The organism is Flavobacterium chungbukense, assembly GCF_020805785.1.
Classification (GTDB): Bacteria; Bacteroidota; Bacteroidia; order Flavobacteriales; family Flavobacteriaceae; genus Flavobacterium; species Flavobacterium chungbukense.
In genome coordinates, this window is the sequence record NZ_JAJGZV010000002.1 from 862331 (window position 1) to 880958 (window position 18628).

The window sequence follows — 18628 nt, forward strand, 5'->3', positions numbered from 1 at the left end:
CAAATTTCTATAGAATGAAACTATTTATAAAGTTCGACATTAACACTATTTGCTCTCAATATCTAAAACTGAATTTGGAGCAGAACAATGTGAATTTTACAACGCTGGGTTTTGGCGAAATCGAAATCGAGGATAATATCGATGCCGAAGCGCTTGAAAATCTTAAAACTAAATTGACGCCTTGCGGCTTCGAAGTTGTTGAAAATCAAAAAAGTGTTTTAGTCCAAAAAATAAAAGACGCGATTATTGAGCTTGTATTTATGGACGACAGCAACAATTATAAAAGTTCTGTGTTTTTGGCTGAAAAGCTAAATCACAGTTATGGATATTTATCAAATGTTTTCTCAGAAGTAACTTATTCTTCTATTGAAAACTTTATTATTTTGCAGAAAATTGAAAGAGCAAAACAATTGATTATTATCAATGAAATGAGTTTGACCGAAATTGCTTTTTTACTAAATTACTCCAGTGTAGCCCATTTGAGTACGCAGTTTAAAAACACAACCGGAATTACTCCATCTGCTTTTCAGAGAATTATCAAGAAACGAAGAGAAAATTTAAAATAAAACCCAAATACCGCTATTAAAATGCAAAAAAACGCATTACACATTTTACTTGCCGATGATGATGAAGATGACCGTCTTTTCTTTAAAGATGCATTTGAAGAAATAAAAATACAAACCAATGTAAGTTTTGTACACGACGGAATGCAATTGATGGATCATCTACATAATGCAGAGAACAAACTTCCGGATATTTTATTTCTAGATTTAAATATGCCTAAGAAAACAGGTAAAGAATGTTTAATAGAAATAAAAAAAACAGATCGTTTAAAAGATATCATCATTGCTATTTATTCCACTTCTTCTTCTGAAGAGGATATTGAAGATACTTTTATTCAGGGCGCTAATATTTACATCAAAAAGCCTAGCGATTTTAACACGCTTAAAAAAATAATTAATGAAGTCGTGACCGTAAACTGGCACTATCATACCTCTGGATTAAACCGTGATAATTTCTTGCTGCGACTAAAATAAGAGCATACCAATGAAATGGATACCCAATTTTAATTCTTCAAACTCATTGAGAGTTATTTTTGTAATCGCAGTTTTCATTCTGTTATTTTTATCTTCAATTGCTTACAAACATAACCAAGACTTGAATGAATCGAGCAAACTGGTTATGCATACCTACGAAATCAACATTCAGCTTGAACGCTTAATGTCGGCTATAAAAGATGCAGAAACGGGCCAGCGAGGTTACATCATTACTCGCAATGCCCGTTTTTTGACCCCTTATATTTATTCTCGTGATAAGGTAAATACGTCTTTTATTACTTTAAAAAAATTAACTGCAGACAACCCTCAACAGCAGGAAAATCTTCAAAAACTTTTCAAACTCATCACGTTGCGATTTGTTTCTTTTGAAAACTGTTTAAAATACAGCGATCCAAAAACATATGACAAACGCAAACTAGACAACCACATGTTTGGCGGTCGGATTTTGATGGAAAACATTCGTTTTAAAGTGGATGAAATGAATGATATTGAAAAGACCTATCTTAAAAAAAGACTTAAAATTTACGACGCAGAAATTTCGTTAAGTCCTCTATTTTCAATTTCACTATTTTTAGTTGCTTTAAGTTTTATCTTATTAGCATATAGACAAATCAGCCGTGATTTTGAGCGTCTAAAAGTTTTTAATAAAAGACTCTTGATTTCTTCAGGTTTAATTGCTGAATCTGAAAGCATTGGTAATTTCAGCACTTGGCAATGGGATTTGGATGCCGATAAAATTGATTATTCAGACAACCAATTTAGATTATTAGGTTTCGAACCTAATTCTTTTGTACCGAGTAAAGAGACGCTGTTGAAATTTGTGCATCCCGATGACAAGGATGCTGTTGCAAAATCTATAGACGGTATTATCGAAAACAAACAAGTACCTTTTATATATTATAAAATTGTTCGACCAGATTTTGAAGTTCGATACTTTAAAACCACTGGAAAATTAGTTACCGACCAGCAAGGAAGCAAGATTTTATTAGGAATCAATTTTGATATTACGGATGAACATTTGTTGAATATCGAACTTCAGGAACGAAACAAAGAATTAGAAAAAAGCAATAAAGAATTGGCTTCTTTCAATCATGTTGCCAGTCATGATTTGCAAGAACCTCTTCGAAAAATCCAGACTTTTATTTCTAGAGTTTCAGATGCAGATAAAGAAGTCATGTCTGAAAGCGGTAAAAATTACATTTCAAAAATTGAAAGCTCTGCAAAGAGAATGCGCGTCTTAATTGATGATTTGCTTTTATTCTCGAGAACAAATACGACCAAGAAGGAATTCTTAAAAATGAATCTGAATGAACTTTTGGATAATGCAGAATCTGAACTGGCAGAACTTATTGAAGAAAAGAAAGCCGTTATTAGATCCAATAAACTTCCGAAATTATCTGTTATTCCCTATCAGATTGAACAGCTGTTTATCAATTTAATTGGAAATTCACTAAAATACAGTCGTCCAGATGTCGAACCGGAAATTTCAATTACTAGTGAAAAAGTGAGCGCTTGCGATTATCCTGAAATAGTAGATCAATCGGTAAAGAAATTTCATAAAATAACTTTTACTGATAACGGAATGGGATTTGACCCTCAGTTTAAAGAAACCATTTTTATTCTTTTTCAGCGCCTTCATTCCAAAACAGAATATCCTGGAACAGGAATTGGTTTAGCCATCTGTAAAAAAATTGTCGAGAACCACAAAGGACATATTACAGCCAATAGTAACTTAGGCGAAGGCTCAGTGTTTACGGTGTTTCTACCCGATTAAACTTCATCAAAAAAATACATAAAAGACGTTATATAAACCCATTATGGGAATTATATAACGTTTCTTTTTTATGCTGTAAAGTAAATTCTTGCATTCGTTAGCATCTTTGTAATGTAATACTTTAGGAAGTAATAATGAACAAAATTCACCTTATAAAGACCAACCTTTTTAAAGTTTTTTTCTTATCGGCAATACTAATCTGCAACTCATCTTGCAAGAGAATAAACCCAATAGAAAAGACATTGAAGAATCAGTCTTTTGCAATTAATCAAAAAGAAAAAACAGAAGTTTTCTTTTTTATTTCTACGGCGAATTTAAGTAAAGGAATTATTTCAAAAAGTCTAATTGCACAGCAAAAAAGTTCAGATGTTATCGTAAAGCAATTAAGTCAAAGAATTGAATTCAAGCAAAAACAATTGCTAAATGAAATAACAAGAATGGCCGATTTAAAGCTCATAGTAATAACGGAAATCAACGCCACGCACAAAATAGACATGTACAATCTTACCGATGCAGGAGCAAATGATTTTAATGAAATTTATCTAAGCGCCACGAAAGAAGCCTTAAACGATCAAATCGAGTTATTTGAATCTATTTCGAGAGAAACAAATGATAAAAAAATTCTTGAATTAGTATTACGATATCTGCCTGAACAATATAAGTTATTACGGGAAACCGAAAGAATTATAAAACAAAATGTATAAACGCCTTTTTCAATCTATTAACTAAATTTTTTAACTATGAAATTACAAGCCAATTTTTTATGCGCCTTAACACTTTTTTTATCAGCTTCATTTGGAATGTTGCACGCTCAGGACAATAATGTAAATACCGAATTCGGTGTAAAGGGAGGATTCAACATGTCTAACTTATATGGAAGCGGAGATGACGTAGATGACAACAACATTTTATACGGATTTAATGCTGGGGTTTATGCCACTCTTCCAATTTCAGATTTTGTAGCCATTCAGCCAGAGGTTTTATTCACTACAAAAGGAGCAGAATTTGAATACAATAATGCTTTTGCAAGTGGAAGCACAAAATTCAAACTGAATTATATTGAAGTTCCATTACTAGTTAGGGTAAATGTAACTAAGAACTTTAATATTCACGCCGGTGGTTACGCATCTTACTTAGTAAGCTCTAAAATAACTGGAGACGGATCTTTCGATTTTGATCAGGAAATAGACAGAGATGATCTTGCGAAATTTGATGCTGGTATTGCTGCAGGTGTAGGAGTTGATTTCGATCCAATTAGCATCGGTGTACGTTACAATTACGGTTTAACAACTGTTGGAAAAGAAAGAACTGTTGGAGGAACTACATACACTATTCCAGACGCAAAAAACAGCAATTTAACTTTATACCTTTCGTATAAGTTGAATTAAGAAAGAAAAATTAATTATTAACCAGAAAAATAAAAAACCATGTCAAACTTATTATATACAATCGCAGTAATTCTGGTAATACTTTGGGCTTTAGGATTCTTTGTTTACAGTTTCGGAAGCATTATCCATATACTGTTAGTTATTGCCATTATTGCCATTCTTCTTAGACTTATTAAAGGTCGAGAAATTTAAAAATCACAATTCTATTAAATCAACAATTTATTAAATATTAATCACTAAATCAATTATTATGAAAGCAAGTAGCACAATTTTAGGAATATTAGGAGCCGCAGCGGCGGGAGCATTTATTGGAGTATTATTCGCACCAGACAAGGGTTCAAACACAAGAAAAAAAATCAAAGATAAATCGAAAGATTACGGAGATAACATTAAAACAAAATTTGATAACGTGGTAAGCACAATCACTTCAAACGGTAAAGAAATTCTTCAAGAAGGAAAATCTAAACTAAACCAAGTGAAAGAGGATTACAACACCTTGAAAGATGATGTTAAAACAGTAAAATCAAACTATTAATCGAAAGAATTAATTAGTGAAATTTTCAAACCATAAAACCCTATATCATGGAACCAAATGCAACAACAAACGAAGATTTAAATCTTTACGAAAAAGCTGAAAACTACGCAAAAACAAGTTTAGAATTATTAAAACTGAAAACTGTATGTTCAGTGGCCGATGGTGTATCATCGTTGGCATCTAAGATTGCAATCGGTATTGTTGTTGCATTTTTTACCTTGTTTTTAAATATCGGAATCAGTTTATGGATTGGTAAAGAACTGGGAGAATATTATTATGGATTTTTTATTATGGCTCTTTTTTATCTATTGATAACCATAATTGTGGTAAAATCACATCATAAATTAATAAAAACTCCAATCGGTAATACTATCATTTCTAGTATACTAAAAGAAACTAAAAACTAAAGGTTTAATTTATTGATAATTTTAAAAGACTAATTTATGGAAGCCATTTACAATATTGATCAATTAAATCAAAAAATTAAAGAATTAGAAGTTCGTCAAGATACAGAATGGTGCGCCATCAAAAACAATGTTGACGAAATTAAAGAAAATCTAAAACCTATTAATCTAATTCGAAATACGGTTGAAGAAATTAATGAAACTGTCGGTTTTAAAAGTCATTTGGCTCAATCTGCAATCAGTATCGGAATCGGATATGTTGCCAAAAGATTTATTGTTGGAAAAGGAGATTCAATGTTTAAAGGCATTCTAGGTTCTGTAGTTCAGCTAATTGTAACCAATCTGGTTTCTAAACCACAAAACGAATCTTCAAATGAAACTTCGGAAGAAGAAGAAGAAGATTCAACATACTAATAAAACGTCTAAAGAGTAATTGTCAAACTTAATATTTAAGTATTATGGAAAAGTTAAGCGAAATAGTATTAAAAAATGGTGTATACGTTTACTCTAATCTATATAAATGTTTTGAATATACGAGAGTATTTCTAGGTATCTAACTTTCATTATACGCTTAATGGGGAAAGCGGTTAATGAAGATAAGACCTTCACTATATTTTTTTTAAGATGCTGAGGTTCTAAGATACTAAGGTTCTATTTCGATGAATCGAAATATATTATACTTAAACCTTAATTATCATTTCCTGTTAATCTTAATCAAAAAGAGACTTTTTCACAAATGTGAAAAAGTCTCTTTTCATTTATAAAGGTTTGCAAAGCTAACTTAGAACCTTAGCATCTTAGAAACTCAGAACCTTTAATTATAATTTTGATAAATCGGAATTTTCAAACCAGCGTAAATATTACAGCCTTTTGAAGTGTTTGAAAATAAATTAGTAAACAGAGTTCCAGAACCAACAAACAAAGGTCCTGCTCTAAAACCTGCTCCGATTTGCGTTCCGCTGTATTCCATATAAGTTACAGGAACGTAAAAACTAAATTGTCTTGTTTCGTATCTTGGTGTAAAAGTTACCGAATTGGCAATCGCCGTTCCGTTTACTTTTTTGGCGTCTACCAAACTAAAATCTGTACTTAAATTCAAATAAAATTTCTGGTTGATATTCCAGTCAAAGTTAGTATGCAAAGCGGTTGGAAGATTGGCTTGGATTCCTTTTCGTGATGAAATTTTAGTATAATTAGCATTGAAGAATTCAAAAATATTATCGGCACTTTCGATATCGTCTTGTGTTACTCTTCCGTTTAAGTTATACGTGTTTTCGACAACATTTTTATAATTTAATTTTCCGATATCGGTAATAGAAGCCGCTGCTTTAAACTTGTATCGATTTCCGATACAGGTATGACAATTGGTACGGTATTCATACGTAAAACCTAAATCAAATCCGACTCCTGCAGAACCAGCATCAAATTTCGGATCTTCACCATTATCATAATCGTAACTCGCTGCAGTTCTTAACGTTCCTGTAGAATAATATTCACTCAATTCTGGATTAACATTATTCCTATTGAATGCTACGCTGATATCATTTCCGTTAAGATAACCGTTTACTCCTGCCATTAAGTATTTTACGGTAATTCCCCCTTTTACAAAATGATCGTCTCGATCAAGCAAAACAGTTGCATAGCTTGCTCCGATTTCTGCCCACGAATTGGTAACGCCATTCGGATTTCCGCCTTGTATCATAAAACTGTTAGAAAAATCAGTATCCTTGTTCACTTCATCTACAAGCTGTCCGTTTACATCTACAAGATTAGTAACACTTCTCACGCGCGTAAAAAGCGCCACACTATGCACAGGCGTAATGTTCAGCATAACCGATGGTCCAAGAATATCGATATTGAAATTTCCTCTGTTGTTCGATTTAAAATTTTTGTTGGCTTCGGTGTCAAAATCGTAACCACCGTCTAAAATACTGGCAAAATTGACACTGTACAAGTCATTCTGACCAGTTCCGCTGGCAGAAAAAAGGGTTACATCTGCTCTATATTTAGAGTCGACAATAACAGAAGGATTAAAAATAGCCGACTGGATTCCGGCATAATTATCATCTCTAAATCCAAAATACGATTGCGATCTCGCATAAAAAAAGCTTCCAAAGAAGCATAATAAAAGTAAAGTTTTCTTCATAGATTAATTTTAATGTTTGGTTATTTTTGGTGTAGCAAATATGAGGTAAAAAAAGTCAAAAAAAAACTTAACGAATTATGAATTCGTTAAGTTTTTTTTTGAGGTTCTTAGGCGCTAAGGTTCTAAGATTCTAAGTCTTAGACTAGTCTTATAAATCTTACTTCGTAAGATTGTGATGTCTTATTTATCTTAAACCTAAGTCGATAACATTCTCAGATTTCTTTATTTTTAAAACAAAAAAAAGCCGAACAAATGTCCAGCTTAAATATTTTATGTTCAAAGAAAAAAACTTAGAACCTTAGCATCTTAGAAACTCAGAAACTTTAAAAATTAGTAAACCTCAGAAGCTTCTTTCAATTTCTCCATATTGTTTACCAATTGAAGCTCGGCAACAATTTTCTGAATATCACCATTCATGATGTTTCCTAAATCGTAAAGCGTTAAACCAACACGGTGATCGGTTACACGACCTTGTGCATAGTTGTACGTACGAATTTTAGCCGAACGGTCACCAGAACTTACCTGAGAACTACGTTTGGTAGCATCTTCTTCTTGTTTTTTCGCCAATTCCATTTCGTATAAACGAGAACGCAATACGATTAAGGCTTTGTCTTTATTTTTATGCTGCGATTTCTGATCTTGACATTGCGCCACTAATCCAGTTGGAATGTGCGTTAAACGTACAGCCGATTTTGTTGTATTTACCGATTGTCCTCCAGGTCCAGACGAACAGAAGAAATCCACACGAACCTCGTTCATATCAATCTGTACATCAAACTCTTCTGCTTCTGGTAAAACCATAACAGTAGCCGCCGATGTATGCACACGACCTTGCGTTTCAGTCTGAGGAACACGCTGTACACGGTGCACACCTGCTTCAAACTTCAAAGTTCCGTAAACATCTTCTCCAGAAACCTCAAAAATTACCTCTTTAAAACCTCCAGAAGTTCCTTCATTCATATCTACCACAGAAGTTCTCCAACCTTGTGATTCACAGTATTTCGTATACATTCTGAATAAATCCCCTGCAAAAATACTCGCTTCGTCTCCACCCGTTCCCGCGCGAATCTCCACCATTACATTTTTAGCATCTTCAGGATCTTTAGGAATCAACATAAATTTGATTTCCTCCTCTAGTTGCGGCAAGCGTTCTTTTGCTTCGTCCAACTGCATTTTGGCCATTTCAACCATATCTGCATCGCTTCCGTCAGCAATAATTTCGTTTGCTTCGTCAATATTTGCTAAAACAAGAATGTATTCTTCTCTCTTTTCAACCAAAGCTTTTATGCTTTTATATTCTTGGTTGAGTTGCACATAACGTTTTTGATCAGCAATAACATCCGGCTGAATAATCAAATCCGAAATCTCATCAAAACGCTGCTTTACATATTGAAGTCTATCTAACATTTTCTAATTCCTTTTATTGGACTGCAAAATTACAAAATATTTATTGATTATTCTAGTGTTGTGTTTTTGTGTTTTTTGAGGAGGACATTTAGTGGAATTATAGTGGTTTTTAGGAGCTGTTTCCTGCTATCCGCTATATCTTTTTAGGCAGAAGGTTTACATTTTAATAAGTTCTTTTTGGTTTGCCTAAAAAGGATGCCGCTGCTATCAGGGCTAGGGCGTTTCGTTTTTATAATTGCGTTTACGGATTTCCGTAATGTATTTGAACTTTAAGAAGTTATTTTTGATAACAATAAAAACATCATACCAATGAAAATCAAAAAATTACTACTTGCATTACTTTTACTTTTAACAATAACAAAAATTCATTCTCAAAAACCAAATTCTGAAACTAGACAATTTATTGATAATGCAGATATAACGCAAATAAATAAAGATTGGAATATAAAAGCTGAATTTAAATCTGGAATTGGTGAAATAGTTTCTTTCTTTCCAGTTGAAGCAACAGATTTAAAATCAAATAAAAAAGTAAAATCGTTACAAATGGATATGACTGTTAAATATCTAACAGCGAGTACCACTTACTTCAAATCTTCATGGATAGATTTAAATGAAGTAGAGGAATTTATAGTATTTATAGAAAAATATGTCATTCCAAATCTAAAAGACAAAACCGAACGAAATCAATCTGTTACTTATATTTTTAATTCAAGAGAAATCACGTTCAGTTTTTATATAGAGAAAAGCACCAGAAGAATTTCTATTTATTTAAAAGATAATGGTGTTACAGATAATCTACATTATTTCTGGACAGAAACGCAAGTAAATAAAATTCCTGAATTGCTTACGATGTTGAAGGAAATAAAATAATTAATCGCGCTTAAATTGATATAAAAACCAATACCATATATGAAAAAAATTCTAACTCTTTTTTTAATACTTTCCCTAACAAGCTCTTGTATTACCAATTATTATTATGTAAATCTAGAAGAAGATACTCCTATATATGAAAATAAAAGAGAAGGAACTATCAGTTATTATTTTATACCAAAAAGTGAAAAAGTATATGTTTCTTCAACCACAAAAAAGTACAAACGTATCAAATGGAAAAAATATAAAGGCTGGGCTATAAATCCTACATATAGTAGTAGTAGTAGTAGTAGTAGTAGTAGTACAACTTCCAATTATACTAATTCTCAATCTTATCGCTCTGTACAAAATAGTTATAAACCAAAATCTTATTCAAATGGAACAGTTCAGGTAAAAGGATATTACAGAAAAGACGGAACTTATGTAAGACCTCATACAAGAAGCGCACCTAAAAGAAGATAAATCCTCCGCTCAATAGCTCAGATGCAATCCCACTCTGCAAAGTATTCTTACTTAAATAAGACGGATGCTGTGCGAAGTCTCCCGACTTCGTACACGCTCCAATATTCCACAATATAAATAAACAATAGTAACGGAATGTAGCAGTCGGTACAAAGTCGGGAGACTTTGCACAGCGAAATAAAAATCTCATAAAAACAAAAATCCTGCTCTGCGAAGTATTCATTCTTAAATAACACGGATGCTGTGCGAAGTCTCCTGACTTCGTACACGTTCCAATATTCCACAATATAAATAAACAATAGTAACGGAATATAGCAGTCGGTACAAAGTCGGGAGACTTTGCACAGCGAGACACAGATTTATTAAATATCCTGAAGAGCTGTGCGAAATCTCCCAACTTTGTACGCGTCCCAATATTCCACAAAGCGATTATCAAAAAGTAAGAATTTATTGTATTTTTACGCAAAAAAAATGCAAGGCGGATATCAAATAAGAAATCAAATTTTACCTCATTTTATAACAGCAACCGTCATAGATTGGATTGATGTTTTTACGAGAAAAAACTACAGAGATATTATAATTGAAAGTTTGGATTATTGCATTAAAAATAAGTCAATGATTTTGTACGGATATGTCATTATGAGCAATCATATACATATGATTGTACAGTCCGAAAGTGGTGAACTATCTGATTTGATTCGGGATTTTAAAAAATTTACTGCTTCAAAAATTATAAATGCGATAAAATCTGAGCCAGAAAGCAGAAGAGAATGGATGTTAGAACGTTTTCAATTAGCAACGAAAAGCCATTCCAGAAATAAAAATTATCAATTTTGGGAGTATGGAAATCATCCCGAAGAAATTTTCAGCAATAAATTTATGTGGTCAAAGCTGCACTACATTCATCTTAATCCAGTCCGTGCGGGTTTAGTTGAAAAAGCCTCGCATTATGTATATTCAAGTGCAACAAATTACGTTTCTGACTCTGGTTTTTTAAAAATAGAAAAAGCCGATATACTTATTACTGATGTACAAAATTTAAATAATTTTTCTAAGCATAATGATTATTAAAGATGTAAAACTGTATGGAATATTGGAACGGGTACGAAGTCGGGAGACTTCGCACAGCATTGCCAACATCGACAACATTGCGCTTTAAATCATGAAAACTATATTCAATAAAAAATGTAACATTAAAAATAAAACACATACAAATAAGTATTCCTAAAAAATAGAATTTACTTTTGTGTAAACCAAAACAAGAAAAAAAGATGATGACCCTTATTGCAATTTTCTTTCCATGTTTTTCTTTCTTTTTGAGAGGAAAAATACTCACTTCAATTGTTTGTCTCATCTTGCAAATCACTTTAATTGGCTGGATTCCTGCGGCTATTTGGGCTGTTATTTCTTTACAGAATTCAAGAGCCGATAAACGAAATCGCAAACTAATAAAAGCAATGAAAGCTAGATCTTAGAAAAATAATAAAAGACGAAAATAAAATCATCCTTATAATATGTTCAGATGAAAAAAACTGAAAAAACAAAGAAAAATTGGCTTTTTATAGTTATTGATAATTTTCTCGATTTTATTTTAGGTAGATAAATAAAAATAGTACGAGAAAAATTTAAATACTTAGGTAAAAAACATTTTATGAGCATTCGAAAATTAAAAATTCAACCATTCGAAAACCTAGATTCTTTCAAAATTGATATGCTTCAATTGTTAAAAATCTACGAGTACAATAAGAATTGTTTACTAGATTTTGAAACAAGGCTAGATAATTATCTAAACCGAAACAAGGATACAGAAATCGAAATTAAAATAGATTTAGAAAAATTCTATAAATCTATTTACGATAAAAAGTTCCGAACTTTTGAGAGATACAAACGAGAGATTCCAGAAAATTATCCAATGGGCGGGTCAAACATGGAAACTCAAGCCTATTACGATCCGATTGTTTGCGATGATCAATATTATAAAGATGTTGAAAAAACAGAAAAAGATGCTCAATCGGAATTGAGTTCAATGCTTTTAGAAATTGAATATTTAAATAGTAAGAAAGGAATTTCAATACTATTTTAAAAAAATCCACATAAAAAATCCCAAAAAGAAAACTCTTTTTGGGATTGTACTAACTTTAAAACGAAGACCAAACTATATTAAGCTTCCTCTTCTACTTTTAGGATTTCTAATTTCAGATTTCCTTTTTTAGCTGGCCATTCTACAAGATCTCCTACTTTGTAGCCAACCATTGCAATTCCTTCATCTGAAAGAACCGAAATTTTGTTTTTGCTTGTTTTTGCTTTTTCTGGACCAACAAGAAGAATCGTTTTTTCTTCATTATTGACGTGATCTTTATACGTAATTCTTCGGTTTATAGAAACAATATCTTCTGGCAGATTTTTGCGCAATACCTGAGAAGCATTTTTTAATTGATTTAATAATAATTCTTCTTCCTGTACTGTTACTTTTTTTCTTCTTACGTGATCTTTAATTAAATCGTATGTTCCTGTTGTTAAAATAATATGTTGTGACATGACTTTCTTGTTTGCTTCATTTTCATAGATAATGCAATATAACTCTTCATTGCTATTGAGCGGCTCATGCCAATGCAATGATACTTCATCTTAAATGAAAATTGAAGATTAATAAAATGAGCAGTAAAATTGGAAAAATCCCCTGTCTAGAGTTACGACAGGGCAAAAGGAATAAATTCTTTTGAGCTTTTTAAGAAAGTATCATCATGCAAATACAATAAGGTGTACATTAAGCACATCAAACAGCTATTTAGTAAATAAAAATTTGCGGTTACCATTATTGTAATTATTCGAATATTCTACAAATATAAACTTTTTCTTATGAATAATAAAATGATAAACTTCTATTTCGTTAAAAATCAATATCTTTAAATCTTTAAATCTTTAAATAATTTCTCTCCAAAATTTAAAAATGAATACTTGATTACAGAAAGGATAAAATGCAAAAAAACAAACCAATGAAAAACGTACTGCTCTATCTCTCGACTTTCTTTCTTTTTAGTTTCAGCACTACTCTATTGGCGCAAACACAAGCTGAAATGAATCAGACTGCTATCAATAATTTTAATAAAGCAGATATTGAACTTAATCAAGTTTATAAAAAACTATTAAAAAAAGTATCTGAAAAAGAGAAAAACCTGCTCATTACTGCTCAGAAAAACTGGATTAAATTTAGAGATTCAAAATGTGCATTTGAAAAAGAAGAATATAACGGAGGAAGCATTCAGCCATTAATTTATTATACTTGTCTTGCCGAATGTACGAGCGATCGGACTAAAGACTTAAAGAGAAATTTAGAGGATCGGAATAAAAGATATAAGTAGGAATTTCATCAAATTAATTATAATCATACAATAAAAACCCGAACTTTGGAAAACTTCGACTGGACATCCTTCACTAAAAAAATAGCTGTAAAAGCTAAACTTTCTGATATTTACAATGCTTGGACAAAAGCTGAAGATTTGGAAAAGTGGTTTCTGGAGAAAGTATCTTTTTTCGATTCTAATCAAAACCTTATAAATAAAGATGAAAATGCTACAGAAAGCAATACTTATGAATGGTTTTGGTATTTGTACAAAGATTCCATGAAAGGAAAAATTACTTCGGCAAACGGAAAAGACCATTTGCAATTTACTTTTGAAGGAACTTGTCTGGTTGATATAAATTTAAGCGAAACAAATGATTACACTTTGATAGAGCTTCGTCACCATAATATTCCAACAGATGATTTTTCTAAACAATATATAAGATTAGGCTGTTCAAACGGTTGGCATTTTTATCTGACCAATCTTAAATCGGTTTACGAAGGCGGATTGGATTTAAGAAATAAAGACAGCAATCTAAATCCGATGATTAATAATTAAAGTATTATTACAAAAGAAAAACAGCTTACAAACACACTAATAATCAATCATTTTACTTTAAAACAATAAAAATTAAATTCAAAACAACAATCAAATGAAACACATTATCATCTTATTCTTTTTAATTTTCAACTTCACTTTGTCAGCACAATCTAATCAGTTTGCTGGTGATTATACACGCACACTTTCTGAAGAAGGAAAACATATAATTGAATATAAACTGACCTTAAATCAAGACGGAACTTTTGTATTTCATTCGTATACAAAATTACAAGGTGGAACTCCTCCGGAAGAAAATAAATACGGAAAAGGAAAATGGAGCGTAAAAGATAATGTCATTACTTTTTCGTCAAATAAAAGTGAAGATTTTGATGCAAAAAACACTTTAGATTTTACTAATTCTAAAGCTAGATTTGTAGCTAAAAACCCAAGAGATAAAAGCGATAAAGTTGTAAAGACGAAGCTTCAATTTTTAGAATCGGAAATTCCTTGGATGAAAAGAATTGATATTTTTAAAGTATAAGCCAACACACCCATTACATGTTATTTAATAAAAAATACGTACCCATTTTTTTGTCATTTTCTTTATTCTCTTCGTGGCTTTAAGCTTTTATAATATCTTAATTTGTTTATTATTACTTGGGCTCTTGTTTTTAATTTATTCTATTGCAGGTTATATTTTCTTAGATAATATCCATAAAAACGGAATCGAAGGTATTGGAAAAATCGTGTCGTACAAATCAGATCAAGAAGGATATAAAACTCCAACTATTGAATACCAAACCATAGATGGAAAGAATTTTAGAGGAGAGCCTTTTATACATGGCTCATCTGATTTGGATAAATTGGGAGCATTTCAGCAAAACATAAACATCAAAATCGCAATCCTTTACAGCGCCAAAAGTCCTGAAAATTTTGTAATAAAAGAACGAAAATCAAACAGCGCTATTTTGATTCTGTTTATTTTCATTGGTTTGGCTCTTATCATTTATTCTGTGATAGGTCTTTTGGACGCAAATGATTTCTATCAGGAAATAATTTCTACCTTAAAATTTTAGTTTTTACAAGTTATACAATTGCAAAAAAAAAAGTAAAAATCAATAGAAATCTCTGGCCCTTTGCGTCTACGAACCTTTGCCTCTTTACAATAAAATACGTAATTTCGCTCACTAAATAGAAAAGAAAAAATGAAGGTCTGTATTGCCGAGAAACCAAGTGTAGCACGTGAAATCGCATTCGTTTTGGGCGCCAATACCAAACACGATGGCTATTACGAAGGAAACGGTTATGCAGTAACTTACACTTTCGGGCATTTATGCACCTTAAAAGAACCCAACGATTACAAACCTCATTGGAAAAGCTGGGATTTGAACAATCTTCCGATGCTTCCCGAAAAATTTGAAACCAAAGTGGTTCAGAATTCTGGAATCCAAAAGCAGTTTAAAATCATAAAAAGTCTTTTTGACAAAGCCGATGTAGTCATAAACTGCGGGGATGCTGGACAAGAAGGAGAATTGATTCAGCGTTGGGTGATGAACGAGGCGAATTATAAAGGTGAAATTCAGCGATTATGGATTTCGTCTCTTACAACTGAAGCTATTAAAGAAGGTTTTGAAAACTTAAAACCATCTACGAATTACGATAATTTATTTTACGCCGGATTTTCTAGAGCTATTGGCGACTGGCTTTTAGGTATGAATGCAACACGTTTGTATACCGTAAAACATGGCGGTTACAAACAAGTTTTGTCAATTGGACGTGTGCAAACGCCAACACTGGCGATGGTTGTAGATCGTTTTAGAGAAATCGAAAATTTTAAACCGCAACCGTATTGGGAATTGCAGACTTTATACCGAGAAACACTCTTTAGTTACGAAGAAGGTCGTTTCTTGAAAAAAGAAGACGGAGAAATCTTGGCTGAAAAAGTTAAAGAAAGCGATTTTGAAATTGTTTCTGTAGACAAAAAGAACGGAAACGAATATGCACCAAAGCTTTTCGACTTAACTGGTTTACAGGTTTATTGCAATCAAAAGTTTGGGTTTTCGGCTGAAGAAACACTGAAAATCGCACAGACTTTATACGAGCAAAAAGTGATTACCTATCCCAGAGTTGATACGACTTTTTTACCTGGTGATATTTATCCGAAAGTGCCAAGTATTTTGCAGAAATTAACTAATTATGCCGAATTAACACAACCTGTTTTAGAGAAAAAAATCAAGAAATCGCCAAAGGTTTTCAATGATAAAAAAGTGACCGATCACCACGCGATTATTCCGACAGGAGTTCAAAATAATTTGGCGTACAATCAGCAGCAGGTTTACGATATTATTACAAGGCGTTTTATTGCCGTTTTTTATGATGATTGTTTGGTAGCCAATACCACAGTCATTGGAAAAGCAGCCGAAGTTACTTTTAAAGCGACCGGAAAAGAAATCTTGAAAAAAGGTTTTCGTGTAGTTTTTGAAGATCCAAATGCGAAAGAAAAAGAACCCGATTTACTGCCGAGTTTTGTGGTGGGCGAAAAAGGTCCGCACGAACCTTCTTTCCTTCAAAAAGAAACCAAACCACCCAATCAGTTTACAGAAGCAACTTTGCTTCGTGCCATGGAAACCGCTGGAAAACAGGTTGACGACGAAGATTTACGCGAACTGATGAAAGAAAACGGAATCGGACGACCGTCAACGCGTGCGAATATTATTGAAACGCTTTTCAAACGCCAATATATTGTTCGAAATAAAAAACAGGTTTTACCAACTTTAACCGGAATTCAATTGATTGATACGATTCAGAATGAATTGGTTAAATCTGCTGAACTTACGGGAACTTGGGAAAAACAATTGAAAGATATTGAAAAAGGGACTTTTACCGCTGCTGCATTCATTCGTAATATGAAAAGCATGGTTGAAGCTTTAGTTTATGAAGTTAGAAGCGAGACCAAACATGCCAATATTTCGCATGCCGCAACAATTCAGAAACCTGTGGTAAAAGCAGAAAAAAAGAAATCTTCGGGAATTTCAGCAGAAACGTGCCCGAAATGTCAAAAAGGAAATCTGATAAAAGGAAAATCGGCTTTTGGTTGCAGTGAATACAAATCAGGCTGCGACTTTGTATTGCCTTTCGTTTTTCTTGATAAAAAAATCACAGAAAGCCAATATTTAAGATTGGTACAAAAGGGTTCAACAGTAAATATTAAAGGCTTTAAAACCGATTCTGGAACTGTTGAAGGATTGATTCGTTTTGAAGAAAATTACAAACTGAAATTAGAACCAAAGAAAACAGAAAAGAAAGCTACAGCCACAGAAAGTTCTAATGAATTGGTTTGTCCAAAATGCAAAAAAGGAACAATTTTAAAAGGTAAAACGGCTTATGGCTGTGCTGAATACAAATCGGGTTGTGATTTTAAAGTGACTTTTGATGAGGTTCGAGCAAAACTGCAAGATCAAAAGCCTACTAAAGAATTGGTTTATTCTATTTTACAGGAAAGCATTTAAAAGTTTTTTTTAGCCACAGATTAAAAGGATTCACACCGTTTTTTTGCCACGAATTGCACAAATTTCCACGAATTATTTTTTTGATATCTGCCAGAGATTAGAAGAATTAAAATCTACGAGAAAAAAATTTGTGGAAATTTGTGTAATTCGTGGCAAACATTTTTTTCATACATTAGTGCTATCAAAAACCTTATAAAATATGTTTCAGAAAATTACCCTTATCGCACTTGTTATAGCTTTTGTTTCTTGCCAGAAAAAAGAAACCATTGAAAAAGATAAAATCAAAAAAGCCGACTGGTTAATCGGAAACTGGGAAAATACAACTCCAGATGGCGTTTTAACTGAAAACTGGGAAAAATTAAACGATAGCACTTTTAGTGCGGTTTCTTATTTTATAAAAGGAAAAGACACCATTCATTCTGAAAGCATTATTTTGGCACAATTGGGAGAAACATTGACTTATAAAGCAACCGTAAAAGGTCAAAACGAAGATAAACCAGTTTTTTTTCCATCAACTTCTGAAACAGAACAACAATTGGTTTTCGAAAATCCGAAACACGATTATCCTCAAAAAATCACGTATACAAAAGGAGCAAATAATACTTTAACCGCAGAGATTTCTGGGAATTTGAACGGAAAACCGAGTTCGGAGAAGTTTGTGATGACGAAGAAGTAATTCAATGAAACAGAAAATAAATTATTTCCAGATAATTTTTCATTTCGTTGCGGCTTATTTTATTATGTTTTCTTTTAAAACATTTTCGTGGCTCAACTATATTAAACTGATTGAAGTAACGACAATTCATGGTCCTAAATATGTCATGGAAAATCTTGAAAATCTTCAAATAACTCCAGAAGAAATTGCTCTTTTTAGTTTTTGGCCTAATGTTTCTAGTTTGATAGGAATTGTTTTTGCTTTTGTTTTATCAATTTCAATCTCAAGAATTAAAAAATGGTCTGTTTTGAATAGCTTCATCGTACTGATACTAATTTATCTTTTATACCGATATAATTCTCTAGGATGGGATTATTTTAGAATTTTAGCAATAGGTAGTTTTATAGATGATTATCAGTTAAATTTTATCGTAACAGGATCATTTTTTTTAATTGTTGGACTTGTTATTTTCTTTTCAAAATGGACAAATCGCATAATTGAAAATAGACAAGTTGAGCTTAAAACCTAAAAAAACA

At 32.1% G+C, this 18628-nt stretch carries 24 protein-coding genes; 21 read left to right on the plus strand and 3 right to left on the minus strand.

Annotation, left to right across the window (positions count from 1 at the left end):
• The first annotated feature begins 14 nt into the window (after positions 1 to 14).
• The 9 genes from LL966_RS09035 to LL966_RS09075 all read left to right on the plus strand — a co-directional run bounded on the left by LL966_RS09035 (position 15) and on the right by LL966_RS09075 (position 5573).
• The gene (locus tag LL966_RS09035; protein WP_229352564.1) at positions 15 to 566 is read left to right on the plus strand and encodes a helix-turn-helix domain-containing protein; all 552 of its coding nucleotides are present in this window, start codon (positions 15 to 17) and stop codon (positions 564 to 566) included.
• A 21-nt stretch (positions 567 to 587) separates the two neighbouring features.
• Positions 588 to 1037 carry a response regulator gene (locus LL966_RS09040; RefSeq protein ID WP_229352565.1) on the plus strand — a complete coding sequence of 150 codons (450 nt, stop codon included), beginning with the start codon at positions 588 to 590 and terminating at the stop codon, positions 1035 to 1037.
• A gap of 10 nt (positions 1038 to 1047) precedes the next feature.
• Positions 1048 to 2832 (plus strand): sensor histidine kinase, encoded by a 1785-nt coding sequence (locus LL966_RS09045; RefSeq protein WP_229352567.1) that lies wholly within the window; start codon positions 1048 to 1050, stop codon positions 2830 to 2832.
• A gap of 242 nt (positions 2833 to 3074) precedes the next feature.
• The gene (locus LL966_RS09050; protein WP_229352569.1) at positions 3075 to 3536 is read left to right on the plus strand and encodes a DUF4142 domain-containing protein; all 462 of its coding nucleotides are present in this window, start codon (positions 3075 to 3077) and stop codon (positions 3534 to 3536) included.
• A 36-nt stretch (positions 3537 to 3572) separates the two neighbouring features.
• A complete protein-coding gene (locus tag LL966_RS09055) occupies positions 3573 to 4220 on the plus strand; it encodes a porin family protein (protein ID WP_229352570.1) in 648 nt (215 codons plus the stop codon).
• 39 nt (positions 4221 to 4259) lie between these two features.
• Positions 4260 to 4412 carry a lmo0937 family membrane protein gene (locus tag LL966_RS09060; RefSeq protein WP_143102046.1) on the plus strand — a complete coding sequence of 51 codons (153 nt, stop codon included), beginning with the start codon at positions 4260 to 4262 and terminating at the stop codon, positions 4410 to 4412.
• A 58-nt stretch (positions 4413 to 4470) separates the two neighbouring features.
• Positions 4471 to 4755, plus strand: a complete 285-nt coding sequence (locus tag LL966_RS09065) for a YtxH domain-containing protein (protein ID WP_229352572.1) — start codon at positions 4471 to 4473, stop codon at positions 4753 to 4755.
• Positions 4756 to 4802: 47 nt separating this feature from the next.
• Positions 4803 to 5162 (plus strand): hypothetical protein, encoded by a 360-nt coding sequence (locus tag LL966_RS09070; RefSeq protein ID WP_229352573.1) that lies wholly within the window; start codon positions 4803 to 4805, stop codon positions 5160 to 5162.
• Between the two features lie 36 nt (positions 5163 to 5198).
• Complete coding sequence (locus tag LL966_RS09075; RefSeq protein WP_229352574.1) at positions 5199 to 5573, plus strand: hypothetical protein; 375 nt, start codon at positions 5199 to 5201, stop codon at positions 5571 to 5573.
• A 400-nt stretch (positions 5574 to 5973) separates the two neighbouring features.
• Here LL966_RS09075 and LL966_RS09080 read toward each other — a convergent pair whose 3' ends face one another.
• Positions 5974 to 7305, minus strand: a complete 1332-nt coding sequence (locus LL966_RS09080; protein WP_229352575.1) for a DUF5723 family protein — start codon at positions 7303 to 7305, stop codon at positions 5974 to 5976.
• A 330-nt stretch (positions 7306 to 7635) separates the two neighbouring features.
• Positions 7636 to 8712 carry a peptide chain release factor 1 gene (gene prfA, locus LL966_RS09085; RefSeq protein WP_115886433.1) on the minus strand — a complete coding sequence of 359 codons (1077 nt, stop codon included), beginning with the start codon at positions 8710 to 8712 and terminating at the stop codon, positions 7636 to 7638.
• Between the two features lie 309 nt (positions 8713 to 9021).
• Here prfA and LL966_RS09090 point away from each other — a divergent pair, with 309 nt between their 5' ends.
• The 5 genes from LL966_RS09090 to LL966_RS09110 all read left to right on the plus strand — a co-directional run bounded on the left by LL966_RS09090 (position 9022) and on the right by LL966_RS09110 (position 12127).
• Complete coding sequence (locus LL966_RS09090) at positions 9022 to 9582, plus strand: hypothetical protein (protein WP_229352576.1); 561 nt, start codon at positions 9022 to 9024, stop codon at positions 9580 to 9582.
• Between the two features lie 39 nt (positions 9583 to 9621).
• Positions 9622 to 10044 (plus strand): hypothetical protein, encoded by a 423-nt coding sequence (locus tag LL966_RS09095; RefSeq protein WP_229352577.1) that lies wholly within the window; start codon positions 9622 to 9624, stop codon positions 10042 to 10044.
• 471 nt (positions 10045 to 10515) lie between these two features.
• Complete coding sequence (locus LL966_RS09100; RefSeq protein WP_229352579.1) at positions 10516 to 11115, plus strand: REP-associated tyrosine transposase; 600 nt, start codon at positions 10516 to 10518, stop codon at positions 11113 to 11115.
• A 203-nt stretch (positions 11116 to 11318) separates the two neighbouring features.
• Positions 11319 to 11519, plus strand: a complete 201-nt coding sequence (locus LL966_RS09105; RefSeq protein WP_229352922.1) for a YqaE/Pmp3 family membrane protein — start codon at positions 11319 to 11321, stop codon at positions 11517 to 11519.
• Between the two features lie 176 nt (positions 11520 to 11695).
• Positions 11696 to 12127, plus strand: a complete 432-nt coding sequence (locus tag LL966_RS09110) for a hypothetical protein (RefSeq protein WP_229352580.1) — start codon at positions 11696 to 11698, stop codon at positions 12125 to 12127.
• Between the two features lie 77 nt (positions 12128 to 12204).
• On the opposite strand, the gene LL966_RS09115 is transcribed toward LL966_RS09110, so the two are convergent.
• Positions 12205 to 12582, minus strand: coding sequence for a GreA/GreB family elongation factor (locus LL966_RS09115; RefSeq protein ID WP_229352581.1), 378 nt, complete (start codon positions 12580 to 12582; stop codon positions 12205 to 12207).
• Between the two features lie 458 nt (positions 12583 to 13040).
• On the opposite strand from LL966_RS09115, the gene LL966_RS09120 reads away from it, so the two are divergent.
• From LL966_RS09120 to LL966_RS09150, 7 genes are all read left to right on the plus strand, one after another.
• Positions 13041 to 13406 carry a lysozyme inhibitor LprI family protein gene (locus tag LL966_RS09120; RefSeq protein WP_229352583.1) on the plus strand — a complete coding sequence of 122 codons (366 nt, stop codon included), beginning with the start codon at positions 13041 to 13043 and terminating at the stop codon, positions 13404 to 13406.
• Between the two features lie 45 nt (positions 13407 to 13451).
• Positions 13452 to 13946 carry an SRPBCC family protein gene (locus LL966_RS09125; RefSeq protein WP_229352584.1) on the plus strand — a complete coding sequence of 165 codons (495 nt, stop codon included), beginning with the start codon at positions 13452 to 13454 and terminating at the stop codon, positions 13944 to 13946.
• Between the two features lie 94 nt (positions 13947 to 14040).
• Complete coding sequence (locus LL966_RS09130; protein WP_229352586.1) at positions 14041 to 14469, plus strand: copper resistance protein NlpE N-terminal domain-containing protein; 429 nt, start codon at positions 14041 to 14043, stop codon at positions 14467 to 14469.
• Between the two features lie 124 nt (positions 14470 to 14593).
• Positions 14594 to 15004 (plus strand): DUF3592 domain-containing protein, encoded by a 411-nt coding sequence (locus LL966_RS09135; RefSeq protein WP_229352587.1) that lies wholly within the window; start codon positions 14594 to 14596, stop codon positions 15002 to 15004.
• Between the two features lie 129 nt (positions 15005 to 15133).
• Positions 15134 to 17437 (plus strand): type IA DNA topoisomerase, encoded by a 2304-nt coding sequence (locus tag LL966_RS09140; RefSeq protein WP_229352588.1) that lies wholly within the window; start codon positions 15134 to 15136, stop codon positions 17435 to 17437.
• A 199-nt stretch (positions 17438 to 17636) separates the two neighbouring features.
• Positions 17637 to 18113 (plus strand): DUF6265 family protein, encoded by a 477-nt coding sequence (locus LL966_RS09145; RefSeq protein WP_229352590.1) that lies wholly within the window; start codon positions 17637 to 17639, stop codon positions 18111 to 18113.
• A 145-nt stretch (positions 18114 to 18258) separates the two neighbouring features.
• A complete protein-coding gene (locus LL966_RS09150) occupies positions 18259 to 18621 on the plus strand; it encodes a hypothetical protein (protein ID WP_229352591.1) in 363 nt (120 codons plus the stop codon).
• Positions 18622 to 18628 lie beyond the last annotated feature (7 nt).